19 protein-coding genes are annotated in these 18,740 nt (G+C 64.9%); 8 read left to right on the top strand and 11 right to left on the bottom strand.

Annotated features, from left to right (window positions below; genetic code table 11):
* The first annotated feature begins 115 nt into the window (after positions 1-115).
* Complete coding sequence (mutM, locus tag U5A52_RS06890) at positions 116-946, top strand: bifunctional DNA-formamidopyrimidine glycosylase/DNA-(apurinic or apyrimidinic site) lyase (protein WP_321907677.1); 831 nt, start codon at positions 116-118, stop codon at positions 944-946.
* Between the two features lie 15 nt (positions 947-961).
* Positions 962-2,095: an A/G-specific adenine glycosylase gene (mutY, locus tag U5A52_RS06885; protein WP_321934340.1), complete on the top strand. Its 1,134-nt coding sequence runs from the start codon at positions 962-964 to the stop codon at positions 2,093-2,095.
* 29 nt (positions 2,096-2,124) lie between these two features.
* Here mutY and U5A52_RS06880 read toward each other — a convergent pair whose 3' ends face one another.
* The 11 genes from U5A52_RS06880 to kdsD form a co-directional block, all read right to left on the bottom strand.
* On the bottom strand, positions 2,125-2,760 hold the full coding sequence (locus tag U5A52_RS06880; protein WP_321907680.1) for an LON peptidase substrate-binding domain-containing protein: 636 nt from the start codon (positions 2,758-2,760) through the stop codon (positions 2,125-2,127).
* 42 nt (positions 2,761-2,802) lie between these two features.
* A complete protein-coding gene (gene rapZ / locus U5A52_RS06875; RefSeq protein ID WP_321907682.1) occupies positions 2,803-3,696 on the bottom strand; it encodes an RNase adapter RapZ in 894 nt (297 codons plus the stop codon).
* Between the two features lie 150 nt (positions 3,697-3,846).
* Positions 3,847-4,815, bottom strand: coding sequence for an HPr(Ser) kinase/phosphatase (hprK, locus tag U5A52_RS06870; RefSeq protein ID WP_028201859.1), 969 nt, complete (start codon positions 4,813-4,815; stop codon positions 3,847-3,849).
* Between the two features lie 171 nt (positions 4,816-4,986).
* Entirely contained in the window at positions 4,987-5,442 is a 456-nt protein-coding gene (gene ptsN, locus U5A52_RS06865; RefSeq protein ID WP_028201860.1) for a PTS IIA-like nitrogen regulatory protein PtsN, read from the bottom strand.
* Positions 5,443-5,805: 363 nt separating this feature from the next.
* On the bottom strand, positions 5,806-6,162 hold the full coding sequence (gene hpf / locus U5A52_RS06860; RefSeq protein ID WP_028201861.1) for a ribosome hibernation-promoting factor, HPF/YfiA family: 357 nt from the start codon (positions 6,160-6,162) through the stop codon (positions 5,806-5,808).
* Positions 6,163-6,335: 173 nt separating this feature from the next.
* Positions 6,336-7,853, bottom strand: coding sequence for an RNA polymerase factor sigma-54 (locus U5A52_RS06855; protein WP_321934339.1), 1,518 nt, complete (start codon positions 7,851-7,853; stop codon positions 6,336-6,338).
* A 278-nt stretch (positions 7,854-8,131) separates the two neighbouring features.
* Positions 8,132-8,923, bottom strand: coding sequence for an LPS export ABC transporter ATP-binding protein (lptB, locus tag U5A52_RS06850; protein ID WP_321907686.1), 792 nt, complete (start codon positions 8,921-8,923; stop codon positions 8,132-8,134).
* Positions 8,920-9,609 (bottom strand): lipopolysaccharide transport periplasmic protein LptA, encoded by a 690-nt coding sequence (lptA, locus tag U5A52_RS06845; protein ID WP_321907687.1) that lies wholly within the window; start codon positions 9,607-9,609, stop codon positions 8,920-8,922. The genes lptB and lptA overlap by 4 nt, the downstream gene beginning before the upstream one ends.
* A gap of 31 nt (positions 9,610-9,640) precedes the next feature.
* Complete coding sequence (lptC, locus tag U5A52_RS06840; RefSeq protein ID WP_321934338.1) at positions 9,641-10,240, bottom strand: LPS export ABC transporter periplasmic protein LptC; 600 nt, start codon at positions 10,238-10,240, stop codon at positions 9,641-9,643.
* On the bottom strand, positions 10,237-10,791 hold the full coding sequence (locus tag U5A52_RS06835; protein ID WP_321907691.1) for an HAD family hydrolase: 555 nt from the start codon (positions 10,789-10,791) through the stop codon (positions 10,237-10,239). The genes lptC and U5A52_RS06835 overlap by 4 nt, the downstream gene beginning before the upstream one ends.
* Positions 10,791-11,777, bottom strand: coding sequence for an arabinose 5-phosphate isomerase KdsD (gene kdsD / locus U5A52_RS06830; protein WP_321934337.1), 987 nt, complete (start codon positions 11,775-11,777; stop codon positions 10,791-10,793). The genes U5A52_RS06835 and kdsD overlap by 1 nt, the downstream gene beginning before the upstream one ends.
* Before the next feature lie 208 nt (positions 11,778-11,985).
* Between kdsD and U5A52_RS06825 the strand changes: the two genes are divergently transcribed.
* The 6 genes from U5A52_RS06825 (at position 11,986) to U5A52_RS06800 (ending at position 18,729) form a co-directional block, all read left to right on the top strand.
* Positions 11,986-14,001, top strand: a complete 2,016-nt coding sequence (locus U5A52_RS06825; RefSeq protein WP_321934336.1) for a cation:proton antiporter — start codon at positions 11,986-11,988, stop codon at positions 13,999-14,001.
* A gap of 111 nt (positions 14,002-14,112) precedes the next feature.
* Positions 14,113-14,679: an adenine phosphoribosyltransferase gene (locus U5A52_RS06820; protein ID WP_321907697.1), complete on the top strand. Its 567-nt coding sequence runs from the start codon at positions 14,113-14,115 to the stop codon at positions 14,677-14,679.
* Between the two features lie 32 nt (positions 14,680-14,711).
* Positions 14,712-15,326, top strand: a complete 615-nt coding sequence (locus U5A52_RS06815; protein ID WP_321934335.1) for a LysE family translocator — start codon at positions 14,712-14,714, stop codon at positions 15,324-15,326.
* An 18-nt stretch (positions 15,327-15,344) separates the two neighbouring features.
* Entirely contained in the window at positions 15,345-16,214 is an 870-nt protein-coding gene (locus tag U5A52_RS06810; protein ID WP_321934334.1) for an NUDIX hydrolase, read from the top strand.
* Between the two features lie 71 nt (positions 16,215-16,285).
* The gene (gene purU / locus U5A52_RS06805) at positions 16,286-17,155 is read left to right on the top strand and encodes a formyltetrahydrofolate deformylase (protein WP_321907700.1); all 870 of its coding nucleotides are present in this window, start codon (positions 16,286-16,288) and stop codon (positions 17,153-17,155) included.
* Positions 17,156-17,403: 248 nt separating this feature from the next.
* Positions 17,404-18,729 carry a nitrate/nitrite transporter gene (locus tag U5A52_RS06800; protein ID WP_321934333.1) on the top strand — a complete coding sequence of 442 codons (1,326 nt, stop codon included), beginning with the start codon at positions 17,404-17,406 and terminating at the stop codon, positions 18,727-18,729.
* Positions 18,730-18,740: the final 11 nt, after the last annotated feature.

Genomic DNA, 18,740 nt, shown 5'->3' with positions numbered 1-18,740 from the left:
CGTCGAATGTTTCGGTCGATTGTAACGCGCTGGCTACAATACGCGCACAACGCGCACACACGTTTACGCAAGTTGCAGACCAACCCGGACCAGCATCGGAATCAGGCCGCCAGACATGCCAGAGTTGCCAGAAGTTGAGGTTACCCGAAGGGGGATCGAACCGTGGGTCGCGGGCCGCCGCGTTGAGCGTGTGGAGGTGCGCAACCCCTCATTGCGCTGGCCTGTGCCGGCCACGCTCGCCCGTACGCTGCGCGGCCGCACGATCCGTTCCGTTGGCCGGCGCGGCAAATATTTGCTGTTCGAGGTCGACGAAGGCTGGTTCATCGTGCACCTGGGCATGACCGGCACACTGCGCGTGCTGCGCAATCTGCCCAAGCCTCCGGCCGCTGAGAAGCACGACCACGTCGACTGGTTCTTCGACGATTTCACGCTGCGCTTTCGCGACCCGCGCCGTTTCGGCGCCGTGCTCTGGCACCCGCGCGAAGCGGGCGACGTGCTCGGGCATCCGCTGCTGGCGGGGCTCGGCATCGAGCCGTTCACGCCGGCCTTTGACGGCGCGCTGCTCTTTCGCGAGACACGCGGGCGCAAGGTCGCCGTCAAGCAGGCGCTCCTCGCGGGCGACATTGTGGTGGGCGTTGGAAATATCTATGCGTCGGAGAGTCTGTTCCGCGCCGGTATCCGGCCGACGACCCCAGCCGGCCGCGTTTCGCTCGCGCGCTACGAACTGCTCGCGGACGCCGTGCGCGCCGTGCTCGCCTCGGCCATCGAGAAGGGCGGCAGCACGCTGCGCGACTTCGTCGGCAGCAACGGCCAAAGCGGCTATTTCCAGCTCGAATACTTCGTTTATGACCGCGCGGGCCAACCCTGCCGCGTGTGCGGCACGCCGATCAAGCAGATCGTGCAGGGCCAGCGTTCCACTTATTTCTGTCCGCGCTGCCAGCGGTAAGCACCAAGCTTTGACATGTACCGAACTTCGTCCACCTCCGCGCCGCTGCCGGCTGGCGCCTATCCCGCTGAACTGCTCACCGGCTTTGCGCCGCGCCTGATTGCCTGGCAGCGCGAGCACGGCCGTCACGATCTGCCGTGGCAGAACACGCGCGACCCGTATCGCATCTGGCTTTCGGAAATCATGCTGCAGCAGACCCAGGTCTCGACCGTGATTCCGTACTACGCGCGTTTTCTCGAGCGCTTTCCCACGGTCGAATCGCTCGCCGCCGCGCCCGACGACGACGTGATGGTGCTCTGGGCCGGCCTTGGCTACTACTCGCGCGCGCGCAATCTGCACCGCTGCGCGCAGGTGGTCGCGCAAACCCACGGCGGCAAATTTCCGTCGACGGTCGAGGCACTCGCAGAACTGCCCGGCATTGGCCGCTCGACGGCGGCGGCGATCGCATCGTTCGCGTTCGGCGCGCGCGAGACGATTCTCGACGGCAACGTGAAGCGCGTGCTTGCTCGCGTGTTCGGCGTGGAAGGCTTTCCTGGCGAAAAGCGCGTAGAGAACGCGATGTGGACGCTCGCCGAAACGCTCGTGCCGGGTCCCAAAGCGAGCGACGCCGATGTAAGCGCGTACACGCAAGGCTTGATGGATCTCGGCGCGACGCTGTGTGGGCGTGGCAAGCCCGACTGTGCGCGTTGCCCGTTTGCCGACGACTGCGTGGCGAATACGACGGGGCGTCAGCGCGAACTACCCGCCGCGCGCCCGAAGAAGACCGTGCCCACGCGGCGCACGTGGATGCTCGTGCTGCTCGACGGCGACGCGGTGATGCTGGAGAAGCGCCCCCCATCGGGTATCTGGGGCGGTTTGTGGAGCCTGCCCGAAGCGGCCGACGAACCCGCGCTCGCCGAGCGCGCGCGTGAGTTCGGCGTGACGCCTGAGCGTGCGGCCTCAAGCTCCACGCTCGCGCCGCTTACGCACACGTTCACGCACTTCAAGCTCGACATCGAGCCGCGCGTGATCGAACTGAAGCGCAACGTCGGGCCGCTCGAAGTGAACGATGGACAGAGCACATGGGTGTCGCTTTCCAATATCGACGCGTATGGGGTGCCTGCGCCTGTGCGCAAGCTGCTCGACGGATTGCGTGGACCGCTGATCTGAGTCAGCGAGAAAGCAGCGTCAACGTCGCATCAAAGCAGCTGATGCTGCTGCATGTAGTGATGCACGATTTCGATACGCGCGCCCGCGTCGTTCAGCTCCATGAGCTTCTGACGCGCGCGCAGTGCGATTGGCAGCACCTCGGCGAGACGGTTCGATACCCACGAGGGATCTCCGAAGCGAAACGGCTCAGCAAACGGCAGGCTCGCGGGATCGCGCTCGCGAATCGTCGCGATGATGCGTTCGAGCACTTCCGCGCACGCGCCGAACTGCGCGAGCTGCTTGCCGCCTTCTAGCGGTATGTCTTCGGGAATCAGTTCGGCCATGCCGACTAGCAGGCCGTCGGCTTCCACGCGATGCGAGAGCAGATGAAAGCGCTGCGTGCCATGTGCCTTGATGTGCAGCATGCCGACGGTTTCGACATCGCATTGCTCGATGAGCGCGAGGCAGCCAACGGACTCCGGCACGGCGGTCTCGTCGGGCTGTGCGACTTCGGCGCCGCTTTTGAGCAGACACACGCCGAACGGCGTGCGCTCGCGCAGGCACTCGCTTGCCATGTCCAGGTATCGCGCTTCGAAGATCTTGAGCGGCAGCAGGCCGCCAGGGAAGAGCACCGTATGCAGCGGGAACAGCGGCAAATCGGCAAGCACGGCAGGAGACGAGGACATGGCGCAACGCTTTCGGTTAAGGGCCGCGCGATGCGCAGCCGGTTAGGCGATCAGCCGTGACGACTCTCCGACATCGAGAGGCGCGTCGCGGTGACGCACGATAACGTTCGACTCGCCGGCAAAGCGCGTGGCGAGCGTCTGGGCGATGAACACCGAACGATGCTGTCCGCCCGTGCAGCCAATCGCAACGGTGAGATAGCTGCGGTTGTCGGCGCGAAAATGCGGCAGCCACTTCGCGACGAACGCATAAACATCGTCGATCATTTCGTGGACGGCCGGCTGCGCATTCAGAAAGTCGATCACGGGCTGATCGAGCCCGGTGAGCGGCCGCAGACGAGCGTCGTAATGCGGGTTCGGCAGCGTGCGAACATCGAACACGAGATCCGCGTCGAGCGGCACACCGCGCTTGAAGCCGAACGATTCGAACGTCAGCATGAGCGAGCCGCGCTCGCCTTCGACGAACACCTTCACCCACTGGCGCAGCGCGTTGGAACTCAAGTTGCTCGTGTCGACCTGATGGCCGAATTCGGCAAGGTTCGAGACGAGTTCGCGCTCGTGCTCGATGGCTTCTTCGAGCGACTTGAGCATGCCCACGTTCGCATCGTGTGCGGCGGAGCCTGAAAGCGGGTGGCGGCGACGTGTTTCCGAGAAGCGCTGGATGAGCGACTGCGTGCTCGCATTGAGGAACAGCACGCGCACGTCGTGGCGAAGCGCCAGGTCGCGGATCATCTCCGGCATGTCGTCGAACGACGAACTCGAGCGCGCATCGATAGCAACGGCGAGGCGTTCGTAGCCGTCGTCGCTGAGATATTGCGCGAGTTGCGGAAGAAAGCGCGGCGGCAGATTGTCGACGCAGTAATAGCCGACGTCTTCGAGCGCATTGAGCGCCACTGACTTGCCGGAACCCGAAATGCCGGTGATCAGGATGATACGCATGGGAGAGTCGATGAACCCGATTGGGTCATCATAGCATCCGATCCGCGCGCCTGTATTGGCTCTCCGGGCCGCAGAGGCTTGTTTCGAGGGCGCGCGGCGTGAATCGCGCGCCTCGCCGGCCGCACCTCGCCGGCCACGCGTCTTCGTGCGTCAGATCAGCTTGCCGGGAAACTGGCTGTCGGGGTCCTGCATGGCAAGACGCTGGCGGTCCATGAAGTCGCGCAGCGTGTCGATGCCGCGCAATTGCAGGATCGTGTTGCGCACGGCGGCCTCGACCAGCACGGCGAGGTTGCGGCCCGCGGCCACCTGGATCGTGACCTTGCTGATCGGCAGGCCAAGGACGTCCACGGTCTGGCTTTCCAGCGGCAGACGCTGGAACTCGCCGTCCGGGCGGCGCACGAGTTGCACGATGAGCTTGAGCTTCATCTTCCGGCGCACGGCCGTTTCACCGAAGATCGTCTTGATGTCGAGCAGACCCAGGCCGCGCACTTCGAGCAGATTCTGCAAGAGCGGCGGACAGCGGCCTTCGACGAAATCGGGGCCGAGGCGCACGAAATCCACTGCGTCATCGGCCACGAGGCCATGGCCGCGGCTGATCAGTTCCAGACCCAGTTCGCTCTTGCCGAGACCGGAGTCGCCCGTGAGCAGCACGCCCATGCCCAGAATGTCGAGAAACACGCCGTGCAGCGTCGCGCGCGGCGCGAGGATGCGCGACATGTAAAGGCGCAGGCTGTCGATGACGGTGGCCGCCGACATCGGCGTGGTGAAGAGCGGCGTGGACGAACGCGTACAACGCAGCACCAGCTCGGGCGGCGCGGTCATGCCGTCGGCGACCACGAGGAACGGCGGCTCGAGTGCGATCAGCTCGGCCATGTGACGCGAGCGGTCTTCGTCGGTTTGGCGCTGGTAGTAATGGATTTCGGCGTCGCCGAGCACCTGGATGCGGTTCGGGTGGATGAGGTTCAAGTGGCCGACGAGGTCCGCGCTCGCCGTGGCCGTGGCCACCGTTTCGGTCGAAAAGCCGCGTTCCCAGCCTTCGTGCCCCGTCAGCCAGCTGAGTTTCAGCGTGGTGGCGTTGTCGTCGAAGATGCTTTGGGCGTTGATGCTGGAAGTGTCCATGAGTCGGTGACTCCGCGAGATGACTCGCTTAACGGCTGACTAGATTGTGTGACCCGGTTGGCTCGCGGCTGCTTGCGCCTTGCGCTGCACCCCTGCAACGAGCTTCGCGCGCGCGCTCTTCGGCCGCGCGTACCCGCTCGCGCGCCCCGCGAGACGCCGCCGCGCATTACATCAAGGTTGCCACTGGGTGAGCAGGCGATGCAACGTTTCGCGGTCTTCTTCCGTATGGAGCCGCTCACGGGTTTCGCGATCCGACAACAGTTGTGCGATCTCGGACAGGATTTCAAGGTGCTGCTGCGTGGCCTGTTCCGGCACGAGCAGGAAGATGAGGAGCGAGACGGGCTGACCGTCTGGCGCTTCGAAGGCGATCGGCTCGGCGAGGCGCACGAAGGCGGCCTGCGGCTGCTTCAGGCCCTTGATGCGGCCGTGCGGGATCGCGACGCCTTCGCCGAGGCCCGTGGAGCCGAGTCGCTCGCGTGCGAAAAGATTGTCGGTAACCGTGCTGCGGGCGATGCCGTTCTGGTTTTCGAAGATCAGGCCAGCCTGTTCGAAGACGCGTTTCTTGCTGGTAACGGACAGGCCGACGACGACGTTCTCGATGGGAAGTATTTTGGCTAAACGATTCATGTTGGCAGGCGAAAACGTGGCCTGAATGCTCCACACCCCGACCGCTGCACGCTTTGGCGGCAGCTTTGGATCTGGCGACGAAGCCCGGTGCCGGGACCGTGGGGACCTGTTGGTGCGAATTGCCCCGTTAGACCCCGTAATACGACTGGATCATTATAGAACAAGCGCTCACGCCGATGGTGCGATGCGCCACGCATGAGCGCAACCCTCGTGCTCCGGTTGCACCCAGCGGTAAAACCCTGCACTGCACCCACTCACGAAAAAGCCGCCCGGTTCGGGCGGCTTGGCTTCGTGGGGCGGAGGATCAACTATCGACTCCAGCCCCGGTTCATGGCGCAGATTGCCACAAGGAACACTGTGGGATCACTGCGGCGGGATTTCGATGATGGGCGCAGGCTGGTGCTTGATCGCCTCATGTTGATGTCCCTGCACGCGGTCTTTGTGACGTACGACCTGGCGATCGAGCTTGTCGACCACGAGATCGATGGCGGCGTACATGTCGCCGTTCGCGCTCTCCACAAATATGTCCTTGCCTTTCAGATGAAGGTTCACTTCTACCTTCTGTCTCTTATCCTTTTCCTTATGGTTGTCGACCGAGAGGACCACATTGCCATCGATTACCTGATCGAAATGTCTTAGCACCCTGTCCAGTTTGGTGATCACGTATTCTCGCAACGCTGGCGTTACTTCGAGATGGTGTCCACTGATCTTCAGATTCATAGTGCTTCTCCAGGCTAATGGCCGCGTGACGCGTGAAGTGCGGCAATGCCGGTCGACTGTCTGCCAGTGCGCGGCTCCCCGAAAGGCCTGCGACGGCGGGCTAACTCGGCCGGCCATGTCCGCCAACGGGCGTAGCGACCGGAAAACGCTTGCTCCGTGAAAGCCGGAACAAGCTAAAGAGACTTGCGCAGATTGACCGCTGGAATCTTCAACGCCTCACGATACTTCGCGACTGTGCGTCGCGCGACCACGAAGCCCTGTTCCGCCAGCAGTTCGGCGATGCGGCTGTCTGAAAGAGGGGATTTGGTGTTCTCGGCTCCTATGAGTTGCTTGATGAGGGCGCGGATGGCGGTGGACGATGCAGCGCCTCCGGTGTCCGTTGAAACATGCGATCCGAAGAAGTACTTAAATTCAAGTGTCCCGAATGGAGTCAGCATGTATTTACCGGTTGTCACACGCGAGACAGTTGATTCGTGTAGGCCCAGCGTATCAGCAATCTCCCTCAAAACCAAGGGGCGCATGGCGATTTCGCCGTGCACGAAAAAGTTCTTCTGACGCTCGACGATAGCCTGCGCGACACGCAGGATTGTCTCAAAGCGCTGCTGGATATTCTTGATCAGCCAGCGCGCTTCCTGCAGCTGTTGGCGCAGCGAACCGCTGCCCGGGTCGCCGCGGTTATTGCGCAGAATATTCGCGTACAGATGGTTGATGCGCAGCTTCGGCACCACCTCCGGGTTCAGTTCGGCATGCCAGTTCTGGCCGGCCTTCTTCACGATGATGTCCGGCACCACGTAATCGGCTTCGGCCTTGCCATACGACGCGCCCGGGAACGGCTCGAGCGAGCGGATCATCGCATGCGCATCGCGCAGCTCGTCGTCGCCCGTCTTCAGTTGCTTGCGCAACCGCGTGAAATCGCGCGCGGCGAGCAGTTCCAGATGGTTCGACACGATCTCGAGCGCGAGCGTGCGCGTGGGCGACGAATTGACGCGCAGCAACTGCAACTTGAGGCACTCGGAGGCCGAGCGCGCACCCACGCCCGCGGGGTCGAAGCTATGCAGCAGCGCTAGCGCCGCATTGAATTCATCGACGTCGACTTCGAGCTCTTCAGGGATGTCGGCAAGAATTTCCTCACAAGTCGCGCTGAGGTAGCCGTCTTCGTCGAGCGATTCGATGAGGAACGTGATGAGCGCGCGGTCGCGCTGGCTCGCGTTCGTTTCGCGCAGCTGCGCCATTAGATGGTCGCGCAGCGTGGTGGTCGATTCGTGGATTTGCAGCGGCGGCAGGTCGTCGTCGTCGGAGGCGTTGCCGGAGCGGCCGTAGTCGTCCAGGTTCCACTGGCTCGCTTCGCCGTTCGAGTCGCCGCCGAGGCCGTCATACTCATCCACGCCGCGCGGCTCGCTCTCGCTGTTTTCGCCGCTGCCGTTGGATGCCGTGGTCGACCCGGTCGCGCCCTGCATCGGCTCCGCGCCCGAAGGCGTGGGCGGCTGCGCGATGACCGAGCCGTCTGCGGCCACGCGCAGCGGGCTCGCGATCCAGTCGTCCTCGTTCTCGAGCAGCGGGTTCTGCGCGATCGCCGTTGCGACCTCCTGCTGCAGTTCGAGCGTCGACAGCTGCAGCAGCCGGATGGACTGTTGCAGTTGTGGCGTGAGCGCAAGATGCTGCGAGAGGCGGAGTTGGAGGCTGGCTTTCATGGCGGTGTGCGAACCATTGTAAAGAGTTTGCCACGCGGACGAAACCACGGGACATTCGCAAAAACGAGCGTGTGCCGCGCTGCCGTGTGCCCGGAATTTGGTGCGCAAACAGGGTCGCCGCTCGCCCTGCCGTGCACCGTTTTGGGGGCAAGGTCGATACAGCGGAGTTACACGGGGAAACGCGAAAGATAAGGCCGGAAAAACGCGAATGCGGATCGCGCGCGCGAGCGGGCGCTGCGGTACTGCGGTGAGTGGGCGCGCGAGGCGCGCCCTGGAGCTTACATGCGGAAGTGTTCGCCGAGATAAACGCGGCGCACGCTTTCGTTCTCGATGATCTCGCCGGGCGCGCCGGCCGCGAGCACGGTGCCGTCGCTGATGATGTACGCGTGGTCGCAGATGCCAAGCGTCTCGCGCACGTTGTGGTCCGTGATCAGCACGCCGATGTTGCGCTGCTTGAGGAACTTCACGATCTTCTGGATTTCCAGCACGGCGATCGGGTCCACGCCCGCGAACGGCTCGTCGAGCAGGATGAAGCTCGGATCGGTTGCGAGCGCGCGCGCAATTTCAACGCGCCGGCGTTCGCCGCCCGAGAGCGACAGCGCTGCGTTCTCGCGCAGATGCGCGATCTGCAGTTCGTCGAGCAGCGCTTCGGCACGCTCGGTGATGACGTCTTTCGACAGACGTTTGCCGTTGCCGTCCACCTGCAGTTCGAGCACCGCGCGGATGTTCTCCTCGACGGTGAGCTTGCGGAACACCGAAGCTTCCTGCGGCAGATACGAAAGACCGAGCGCCGCGCGCTTGTGAATGGGCAACAGGCTGATGGACTGGCCGTCGAGGTCGATCTCGCCGGCGTCGAGCGGCACGAGGCCCACGATCATGTAGAACGACGTGGTCTTGCCGGCGCCGTTGGGGCCGAGCAGACCGACCACTTCGCCGCTTTTCACGTCGAGCGAAACGTCCTTGACGACGGTGCGCGAGCCGTAGCGCTTCTTCAGGTTGCGCACGACGAGCGTGCTCGTCTTGCCGGCCAGCTGGCGGCCGTAGCTTTGGGGGGCGGTGACGGTATTCACTGTGGCGGCGCTTCCTGCAGCTTGGTGGACGGCGTGAGCGCTGCCGGGGCGCCGGCGGTCGGCTGTGCGCCGGTGGTGTTGCGCGGCGAGAGCATGGCGCGAACGCGGCCGCCCGGGTTGCCGGGACCTGCGACGTCCTTGCCCGACTTCGCCGTGTAGAAGTCGTTCTGGCCGTCGTACGTGACGACGCTGCCGTGGACCTGATCCATCACGGTGGAGAGGCCCTGCAGGCGGCGCACGGTGGCGCGCGTCGTGAGCGTGGTCAGGTCCTGCCTGCCGTCGTAGTCGATGCGCTCAGCCGTGCCGTCGACGTATTCGTCGAGGCCTTCGCGCTTCTGGCGGAAGTAGGCGAGCTTTTCGGCGGGCGTGCCCGGCGCGACGGTGCCGGTTGCGTACTGGTAGCCCTGCGGGTCCTGCGTCACGACGAGCTTGTCGGCCTTGATGAGGATCGTGCCCTTGGTGGCGACCACGTGGCCGGTGAAGACGGTCTGCTGCTTCAGATCGTCGTACGTCATGTTGTCCGCTTCGATATTGAGCGGCTTGTCCTTGTCGGCGCGCTCGGCGTGGGCCGCGGGCGCGAAGCCGGCGAACAGCAGCGCGCTGGCGAGCGCCATCAGCGCAGCGAAGCGTGCGCGGCGCGCGTCAGGCGAACGGCCGTTCAGTGGACGGGGAAGCGAATCGTTCATGCAATCGTGCCTTGCGTGGACGGCCCGGCGTTCAGGACGAGCCGCCGGAGTCAGCCGGGGCGATGGCTCCACGGACGTTGCCGAAGAGCTGGATGACCCGGGTGACATTGTTGTAGTTCATGCCGCTGGTGGCCGTCATGACCGACTGGCCGCGTCGAAGTTTAACCGGCTTTTCGGTCAGGATCACATCGTCGTTCACGAGCACTTTGAAATGCTCGGAATCAGCCCGCATTTCCGGGTCGCCCGCGCCCGCGGCGCGCAAAATGCGCGCGTCGTCGTACAGATTGACGATCGAGGCGTCGGCGTTGACCGTGCCGCGCAGCCCGGTGGCCGTGACGATCGGCTTGCCGGGCTGGAATGCGCGCACGGCCGGGTTCGTGAGGTCGCTGTTCTCGTCGTCCTCGTAATGAACCATGTGCGTGGCGGTGAGCCGGTACTGCGTGGAGCCCGACTGGTCGAGTTCGGACACCGAGAAGTTGTCGGCGAAATAGTCGGGCGTATGCGTGAGCGCACGCGGCGCCGCCTCTTTTTCGCGCGGCTGGACGGCCTGCAGCAGCCACCATGTGAAACCGGCGAGCGCGGCGACGCACACGAGCGGCACGAGCGAGGTGAGGCGGAACTTCTGGTTCATCGCGGCATCCCGGCCAGCGGCGCGCAGGCCTCGGCGAGCAACGCGTCGTAATGGTTCTGCGCGCGCAGGATCAGGTCGGTGACTTCGCGCACGGCGCCGTGGCCGCCTACCTTGTCGGACACCCAGTGGGCGCGCGACAGCACGTCCGGATGGGCGTTGGCGGGGGCGGCGGCGAAGCCGCACTGGAGCATCACGCCGAGGTCGGGCCAGTCGTCGCCCATGTAGCCGCACGCTTCGGGGGCAATGCCCGTTTGCGAGAGCAGTTCGGCGAATGCCACGCGCTTGTCTTCCACGCCCTGCCACAGGTGCGTGATCTTCAGCTCCTTCGCGCGCACGGCGACGATTTCCGAGCGGCGCCCGGTGATGATGGCCGTGTCGATGCCGGCTTCGCGCAGGAGTTTCGCGCCGTGGCCGTCGAGCGAGTTGAACGCCTTCATCGTGTCGCCGGCGCCGGTGAAGAGCAGGCCGCCGTCGGTCAGTACGCCGTCGATGTCGAAAATCATGAGGCGCACACGCGCGGCGCGCGCGGTTGCGTCGAGTGGGGTAGCCATCAGATCACCTTCTTGGAAAACAGGTCGTGCATGTTGAGCGCGCCGATCAGCGTGCCCTCGGCATCGACGACCAGCATCTGATTGATGCGATGGCGCTCCATCAGTTCCACGGCTTCGACAGCAAGTTGATCCGGCCCGATGGTGCGCGGGCCTTTCGTCATGACCTGCGCGATCGGCAGGTCGCGGAAATCGCCCACGCGTTCGAGCACGCGGCGCAGGTCGCCGTCGGTGAAAATGCCAGCTACGTGGCCGTCGGCGTTGACGACCGCCGTCATGCCCATGCGCTTGGCCGTGAGCTGGAAGAGGGCGTCGCGCACGGATACGTCGTCGCCCACCTTCGGGATTTCGTCGCCGGTGCGCATCACGTCGCGCACGTAGGTCAGGAGGCGCCGGCCGAGCGCGCCGCCCGGATGCGAGCGCGCGAAGTCGTCGGCGCCGAAGCCGCGCGCGTCGAGCACCGCCACCGCAAGCGCGTCCGAGAGCGCGAGCGCCGCTGTCGTGCTGGCCGTGGGCGCGAGGTTCAGCGGGCAGGCTTCCTTCTCCACGCCGGCGTCCAGATGGACGTCGGAGAGCTGGCCGAGCGTCGACTGCGGGCGATTGCCCGTCATGCCGATGAGCTTCGCGCCGATGCGCTTGACGAGCGGCAGGATCGCCACGAGTTCTTCGGATTCGCCGGAATTCGACAGGCCGATGAAGACGTCGTCCGCGGTGACCATGCCGAGGTCGCCGTGGCTCGCTTCCGCCGGATGCACGAAGAACGCCGGAGTGCCCGTGGAGGCCAGCGTGGCCGCGAGCTTGCGGGCAATGTGACCCGATTTGCCGATGCCGGAAACGACCACGCGTCCGCGGCAGCTGAGGATGAGGTCGACCGCGCCGACGAAGTTGTCGTCGAGCCGGTCGCGAAGCCCGCGCACGGCGTCCGCTTCGATGTCGAGCACGTCGCGAGCGAGCTTCAGTGCCCGGTCGCCATTGATTTTCGCTATCATCCGCGGAGTATAGCAAAGGCGTCTGCGCGCCGCGCCAGCGCCCCCAGCGCCCAAACCCCGTGCGCGAGCCGCCTGGCTTATCCAGCAAGCAGTTTCTCTGAGCCCTTCCCATGTAGCCGCCTTTGCGTCGATCATTGACCCGGCGCCGGGCAGAATTTGCATTGCCGCTCACGCAAACCGCGGCCGACGAACGAGGACGCTTCACACGATGATCTCCCCGCTGGAAATGACGCTGTTCCTGCTGCTCGCCTCGGTGGTTGGCGTCGTGCTCTTTCGTTATCTGAATCTGCCGCCGATGCTCGGCTATCTCACGGTCGGCATTCTCGTGGGCCCGCGCTCGCTCGGCATCGTGCCGGACACGCACGGCGCGCAGAACCTGGCCGAGTTCGGCGTCGTGTTCCTGATGTTCTCCATCGGCCTCGAGTTCTCGCTCTCGAAGCTGCGTGCCATGCGCCACGCCGTGTTCGGCCTCGGGCTCTCGCAGGTGCTCGGCACGATCGTGGTGGCGCTCGTGCTCGGGCTCGTGCTGGAGCCGTGGGTCCATATCACGTGGCAGGCGTGCGTGGCGCTGGGCGGCGCGCTCGCCATGTCGTCCACGGCCATTGTCAGCAAGATGCTTTCCGAGCGGCTCGAAATCGAATCGGAACACGGCCGCAACATTCTGGGCGTGCTGCTGTTCCAGGATCTGGCTGTGGTGCCGCTGCTCATCGTGATTGCGGCGTTCGGTGGCTCGTCGGCTTCGCTCGTCGAGTCGCTCGGCACGGCGGCCGTGAAGATCGTGCTCGCGCTCGGCATTCTGCTCATCGTCGGGCAGAAGTTCATGACGCGCTGGTTCAACGTGGTCGCGCGGCGCCGCTCGCAGGAGCTGTTCGTGCTCAACGTGCTGCTCGTCACGCTGGGCGCGGCGTTCATCACCGACAAGTTCGGCCTCTCGCTCGCGCTCGGCGCCTTCATCGCGGGCATGCTGATCGCGGAAACGCCGTACAAGCACCAGGTGGAAGAGGACATCAAGCCGTTTCGCGACGTGCTGCTCGGCCTCTTCTTCGTGACCACGGGCATGCTGCTCAACCCGCACGTGATCTGGCAGCACCCCATCATGGTGGCGGCATTCTTCCTTGGGCCGCTCGTGCTCAAGGCCGTGCTCATCACCGCTCTCACGCGGATTTTCGGCGCTTCGCCGGGCGTGGCCATGCGCACGGGCCTCGGCCTCGCGCAGGCCGGCGAATTCGGCTTCGTGCTGCTGAACCTCATTCTCGACAAGCATCTCGTCGATGCCACGCTGCTCCAGGCGATCCTCGCGGCCATGCTGCTGTCGATGCTCGCCGCGCCGTTCCTGATCCAGAACGCGGACCGCATCGTGCTGCGCCTCTCCTCGACGGAATGGATGCAGCAGTCGCTGATGATGACGCGCATCGCCACGCAAAGCATCAAGCAAAGCGGCCACGTGATCGTGTGCGGCTATGGCCGCGCGGGGCAGAACCTCGCGCGCATGCTCGAATACGAAGGCCTCTCGTACGTGGCGCTCGACCTCGACCCGGACCGCGTGGCGGCTGCCGCGGCCGCGGGCGAGTCGGTGGTGTTCGGCGACGCGGCGCGCCGCGAGTCGCTCGTCGCGGCGGGCATCCATCGTGCGGCAGCCGTGGCGATCACGTATGCGAACACGCAATCGGCGTTTCGCGTACTCCATCACATCCACGAACTGGAGCCCACCTTGCCCGTGATCGTGCGCACGGTGGACGACGCCGATCTCGAACGCCTGCTCGCCGCGGGCGCGACCGAGGTGATCCCGGAGATCGTGGAGGGGAGCCTCATGCTCGCCTCGCACATGCTGGTGCTGATGGGCGTGCCGATGCGGCGCGTGGTGCGCCGCGTGGAGGAACTGCGCGACGAGCGCTACAGCCTCCTGCGCGGCTACTTCCACGGTACCGACGATGTGGGCGAGGACGGTCACGAGCAGGTGCGGCTACAATCCGTACCGGTCGACGAGCGCGCCGATGCCGTGGGCCGTACGCTCGCGGAACTGGGCCTGTACGAACTCGGCGTCGAGGTGACGGCGATTCGCCGCCACGGCATTCGCGGCGTGGAGCCGGACCCGTCGACCAGGTTGCGCGAGGCCGACATCGTCGTGCTGCGCGGTTTGCCCGAGCAGCTCGCGCAGGCCGAGGAGCGGCTTTCGCGCCATCGCAAGCCGGGCGCGGCCGGCGCGGGCGCGGCGGCGGCCTGATACGCCGCCGCTGCTACGATCGCCGTCCCGTCTCGACATCGCGCCTTCGGGGTCCTGCCCCGTTTAAACCGTCCAACCGCTGTTCTTTACTAGTCATTACCCGGAGAAATCATGTCCAACGCACCTGCGAACCCGAGCGCCGAAGCCGCCCAGTTCGTGAAGAGCCTGATCCGCACGGTGCCCGACTGGCCTCAGCCGGGAGTGCAGTTCCGCGACATCACGCCGCTCATCGGCCATCCGAAGGGCCTGCGCGTGTTGATCGACCTGTTCGTCGAGCGCTATGTCGACGCGAAGCTCGACTACGTGGCGGGGCTCGATGCGCGCGGCTTCATCATCGGGCCGATCGTCGCTTACGAGCTGAACGTCGGTTTCATTCCGATCCGCAAGATCGGCAAGCTGCCGTACAAGACCGTCTCCGAAACCTACCAGCTCGAATACGGCGAAGCGACGGTCGAAATTCACGAGGACGCCTGCGGCAAGGACGACCGCGTCGTGATCGTCGACGACCTGATCGCCACCGGCGGCACCATGATGGCCGGCAAGCTGCTACTCGAACGCCTCGGCGCGAGCGTGGTGGAGGGCGCCGCGATCATCGACCTGCCGGATCTGGGCGGCTCGAAGCTGCTCACCGATGCCGGCCTGTCGCTCTTCACCGTGACCGCCTTCGGCGGCCACTGAAACCCGAACGCATCACGCCACGAGTCGATCTCATGCCGAATTTCGCGCTCTTTCTCGCCACGTCCATCGCCATCACGTTCGCGCCGGGCCCCGACAACCTTCAGGTGCTCGCGCGCGGCATTTCGCAGGGCCGCGCCGCCGGTCTCGTGGCCGCGCTCGGCTTCGCCACGGGTGTGACGTTCCACATTACGCTCGCCGCGCTCGGCGTGGCCGCCGTGCTGCGCTCGTCGCCGCTCGCGTTCCAGATCCTCAAGCTCGCGGGCGCCGCCTATCTCGTGTGGATCGGCGTGAAGGCGCTGCGCAGCCAGGGCCTCGCCGCCGCCGGCGACCGGCCGCGCCAGCCGCTTGCCGCGATCTTTCGGCAGAGCGTGATCGGCAACATGATGAATCCGAAAGTGACGCTGTTCTTCGTCGTGTTCCTGCCGCAGTTCGTCGACTCGCATGGCGCGCAAAGCGTCACGCTGCAGATGCTCGAACTCGGCCTCGTGTTCATGGCGCAAACGGTCGTGGTGTTCTCGCTCTTCGGGCTGTGCGCGGGCACGATCGGCGGCTGGCTCAAGCGCCGCCCGCGCGCGGGCGTGTGGCTCGATCGTCTCGCTGGCCTCACCTTCATCGCCATCGGCATTCGCATCGCCCTGCGCGACTGATCTACGGAGTCCTGATCGATGACCTTGCCTTGCATTCTCGACGCGCGTCGTTTCGACGCCGGCACGCATCTGCCGTTTCATATCGGTGACGAGCGCGTGGGCTGGATACGCCAGAACGACGTGGCGCTGCTCGCACGCTGGCCCGACGTGTTCGAGATCGACGGCGATGCGGGCAGCGCGCGCGTGACGCTCGCCCCGCACTTCGATAGCGTCGATGCACGCAGCGCAGCGCTTGCCTCGGTGATCGGCGCACTCGCGGGGCAAGGGCACATTCCGGGCTGGCGCAACGAAACCTACGCGATCCGCAACGCCTTCGACGCGCCGCCGCTCGCCTTTATCGAACGCGCGGCCTCGCGCTTTTTCGGCACGATGACGTACGCGGTGCATCTGAACGGCATCGTAGAATACGCAGATGCCGTGTCGCCCGGCGCGCCGCAATTGTGGATCGCGCGGCGCAGCGACACCAAGGCGACCGATCCCGGCATGCTGGACAACGTCGTGGCGGGCGGCATCGGCTGGGGCTTCGGCATCGAGGCCACGCTCGTGAAGGAGTGCTGGGAAGAAGCGGGCATCGCCGAAGACCTCGCGCGCGAGGCGCGCGCGGGACGCACCGTGCACGTGCTGCAGTCGCTGCCGGAAGGCACGCAGGCCGAGCAGATCTTCATCTACGATCTCGTGCTCCCGGCCGACTTCGTGCCGCACAACCAGGACGGCGAGGTAGGCGAGCATCGCCTCGCGCGTATCGACGAAGCCGCGCGCTGGATCGAAGAAGGTGCGATGACGGTGGACGCGAGCCTTGCAACGCTCGACTGCCTGCTGCGCCGCCAATGGATAGACGAAGACGCGTGCGAGGGCATTGCCGCGATCTTCGAACCGCCGACGCTGTGAAAGGGCGCCGGTTCTTTTAAGCCCAAAGCCCTTTTAGCAACACCAAAGTATTGACGGGAGTTACCCAGGTCATGTCGACCGATCACAGCTTCATTCTCAAACTGTCGTGCGCCGACCGGCCGGGCATCGTGCATGCCGTGTCGGGCTTTTTGTTCGATCGCGGCAGCAATATTCTCGACTCGGCCCAGTTCGGCGACAGCCACACGGGCGAGTTCTTCATGCGCGTGCACTTCCAGCAGGTGGGCGGCGACCCGGGCCTCGACGGCCTGCGCAGCGCGTTCGAGCCGCTCGCGCAAGAGTTCGGCATGCGTTGGGAACTGCATGACGCGAACGTGAAGCCGCGCGTCGTCATCATGGTCTCGAAGATCGGCCATTGCCTGAACGACCTGCTGTTCCGCTATCGCACCGGCCAGCTGCCTATCGAAATTCCGGCGATCATTTCGAATCACAAGGACTTCTACCAGCTCGCCGCGAGCTACAACATTCCGTTCCACCACTTCCCGCTGCTCGGCGGCACGGAAGCCGACAAGGCTGCGCAGGAAGCGCGCGTGCTCGAGGTGGTGAACCGCGAAAGCGTCGATCTCGTGGTGCTCGCGCGTTACATGCAGATCCTCTCGCCGCAGCTTTGCCGGGCGCTCGAAGGCCGTGCGATCAACATCCACCATTCGTTCCTGCCGAGCTTCAAGGGCGCGAAGCCGTACTACCAGGCGTTCGACCGCGGCGTGAAGCTCATCGGCGCGACGGCGCACTATGTGACGTCCGATCTCGACGAAGGTCCGATCATCGAGCAGGAAGTGGAGCGCGTGGACCACAACATGACGCCGGACCAGCTCACCGCGATTGGCCGCGACGTGGAGTGCGTGACGCTCGCGCGCGCGGTGAAGTGGCACGTCGAGCATCGCATCGTGCTGAACGGGCACAAGACGGTCGTGTTCCGCTGATCTTTCGCCGATTAAGCGCGACATCATGCCGTAGCGTGTTTTATGACGCGCTACGGCTTTTCGAATTATTCTTGTTGCTCACCGGCGCATTCGCACGCATGCGATTTTCCTTCCGCGCCAACTTATTCCCCCCGGTACTACTCCTTAAGATCTAGCGGCGCATCGTCGCGCACTCCCTGCGGAGAATAGGCCGCGCCTTTCGTCTTTCCTACGCTTGTCACGTCAACTAAACGACAAGAGGGAAAAACATGAGAGCCGCCCTATCTCCGCAGGCGGAACCCGTAGCCGATAGCCGCGCCTGGCGCGTGCTCGGTTCGAGCACGTTCGCTTTCACGATCTGTTTTGCCGTCTGGATGATGTTCGCGATCCTCGGCATCCCGCTCAAGAAGCAGCTTCACCTCACCGACACTGAATTCGGCCTGATTGCCGCGATGCCCGTGCTCACCGGTTCGCTTGCTCGCGTGCCGCTTGGCATCTGGACCGATCGCGTGGGCGGGCGCATGGTCTTCTTCATCACCATGCTCGCGACGATCGTGCCGATCTGGCTCGTCTCGTACGCGACGCAGTTGTGGCAATTCCTCGTGCTCGGCCTGTTCGTGGGGTTCGCCGGCGCGTCGTTTTCGGTCGGCACGCCTTATGTCGCACGCTGGTTCCCGAAGTCGCGCCAGGGGCTTGCCATGGGCATTTTCGGCGCGGGCAACTCGGGCGCCGCGCTCAACAAGTTCGTGGCGCCGGTGCTGATCGTCGCGGCCGGCACGTGGACCATCGTGCCGAAGGTGTACGCCGTCGCGATGCTCCTGACCGCGCTGCTGTTCTGGATGTTCTCCGCGAGCAACCCGGCGCATCGCGTGTCCGGCACGGCCACCGTGGCGAGCCAGATGCGCGTGCTCGCCGATGCGCGCGTGCTGCGCTACGCGCAGTACTACTCGGTCGTGTTCGGCGGCTATGTCGGCCTGTCGCTGTGGATGCCGCAGTACTACGTGAACCAGTACGGCTTCGGCATCGAGCAGGCCGCGTTTCTTGCCGCCTGTTTCTCGCTGCCCGGCGGCGTGCTGCGCGCGCTCGGCGGCTGGCTCTCCGACCGCTACGGCGCCTATCGCACGACGTGGGCCGTGATGTGGGTCGCGCTCGCGTGCTTCTTTTTGCTCAGCTACCCGCCGACCGATTTCACGATCCACGGCGCGCATGGTCCGATCGGTCTGCATATCAGCACGGGCCCGGTGTTCTACACGGTGCTGATGTTCGTCGTCGGCATTGCGATGGCGGTGGGCAAGGCCTCGGTCTTCAAGTTCATCGGCGACGAGTACTCCGAGAACATCGGCGCCGTGTCCGGCGTCGTGGGGCTGGCGGGCGGTCTCGCGGGCTTCGTGCTGCCGATCCTGTTCGGCCTGCTCGTCGACCTGACGGGCGTGCGCACCACCTGCTTCATGCTGATGTTCGGCGCGACCGTGGTGAGCCTGCTGTTCATGCATTTCTCGTTTCGCCCCGAAGCGCTCGCGCATGGCAGCGCGAAGCTCGCGCGCAAGGTTCGGACTGCAACGCCTGCGTTCAAGGAAACCACGTACTCCGAATGATTCCACTTGCG

It is taken from the genome of Paraburkholderia sp. J8-2 (assembly GCF_905220195.1).
In the GTDB taxonomy this organism is placed as follows: domain Bacteria; phylum Pseudomonadota; class Gammaproteobacteria; order Burkholderiales; family Burkholderiaceae; genus Paraburkholderia.
The sequence above is the reverse complement of the archived record's forward strand: the minus strand, read 5'-3'. Positions and strand labels throughout refer to the sequence as shown.

Bases quoted from the DNA above. Each gene is read 5' to 3' on its own strand.
- lptC (WP_321934338.1), bottom strand. From the start codon at position 10,240: ATGAACCAGAAGTTCCGCCTCACCTCGCTCGTGCCGCTCGTGTGCGTC.
- rapZ (WP_321907682.1), bottom strand. From the start codon at position 3,696: ATGCGTATCATCCTGATCACCGGCATTTCGGGTTCCGGCAAGTCAGTG.
- mutY (WP_321934340.1), top strand. From the start codon at position 962: ATGTACCGAACTTCGTCCACCTCCGCGCCGCTGCCGGCTGGCGCCTAT.
- U5A52_RS06815 (WP_321934335.1), top strand. From the start codon at position 14,712: ATGCCGAATTTCGCGCTCTTTCTCGCCACGTCCATCGCCATCACGTTC.
- U5A52_RS06855 (WP_321934339.1), bottom strand. From the start codon at position 7,853: ATGAAAGCCAGCCTCCAACTCCGCCTCTCGCAGCATCTTGCGCTCACG.
- U5A52_RS06825 (WP_321934336.1), top strand. From the start codon at position 11,986: ATGATCTCCCCGCTGGAAATGACGCTGTTCCTGCTGCTCGCCTCGGTG.
- hpf (WP_028201861.1), bottom strand. From the start codon at position 6,162: ATGAATCTGAAGATCAGTGGACACCATCTCGAAGTAACGCCAGCGTTG.
- kdsD (WP_321934337.1), bottom strand. From the start codon at position 11,777: ATGATAGCGAAAATCAATGGCGACCGGGCACTGAAGCTCGCTCGCGAC.
- mutM (WP_321907677.1), top strand. From the start codon at position 116: ATGCCAGAGTTGCCAGAAGTTGAGGTTACCCGAAGGGGGATCGAACCG.
- U5A52_RS06800 (WP_321934333.1), top strand. From the start codon at position 17,404: ATGAGAGCCGCCCTATCTCCGCAGGCGGAACCCGTAGCCGATAGCCGC.
- ptsN (WP_028201860.1), bottom strand. From the start codon at position 5,442: ATGAATCGTTTAGCCAAAATACTTCCCATCGAGAACGTCGTCGTCGGC.
- U5A52_RS06820 (WP_321907697.1), top strand. From the start codon at position 14,113: ATGTCCAACGCACCTGCGAACCCGAGCGCCGAAGCCGCCCAGTTCGTG.
- U5A52_RS06810 (WP_321934334.1), top strand. From the start codon at position 15,345: ATGACCTTGCCTTGCATTCTCGACGCGCGTCGTTTCGACGCCGGCACG.
- U5A52_RS06880 (WP_321907680.1), bottom strand. From the start codon at position 2,760: ATGTCCTCGTCTCCTGCCGTGCTTGCCGATTTGCCGCTGTTCCCGCTG.
- U5A52_RS06835 (WP_321907691.1), bottom strand. From the start codon at position 10,791: ATGGCTACCCCACTCGACGCAACCGCGCGCGCCGCGCGTGTGCGCCTC.
- lptA (WP_321907687.1), bottom strand. From the start codon at position 9,609: ATGAACGATTCGCTTCCCCGTCCACTGAACGGCCGTTCGCCTGACGCG.
- purU (WP_321907700.1), top strand. From the start codon at position 16,286: ATGTCGACCGATCACAGCTTCATTCTCAAACTGTCGTGCGCCGACCGG.
- hprK (WP_028201859.1), bottom strand. From the start codon at position 4,815: ATGGACACTTCCAGCATCAACGCCCAAAGCATCTTCGACGACAACGCC.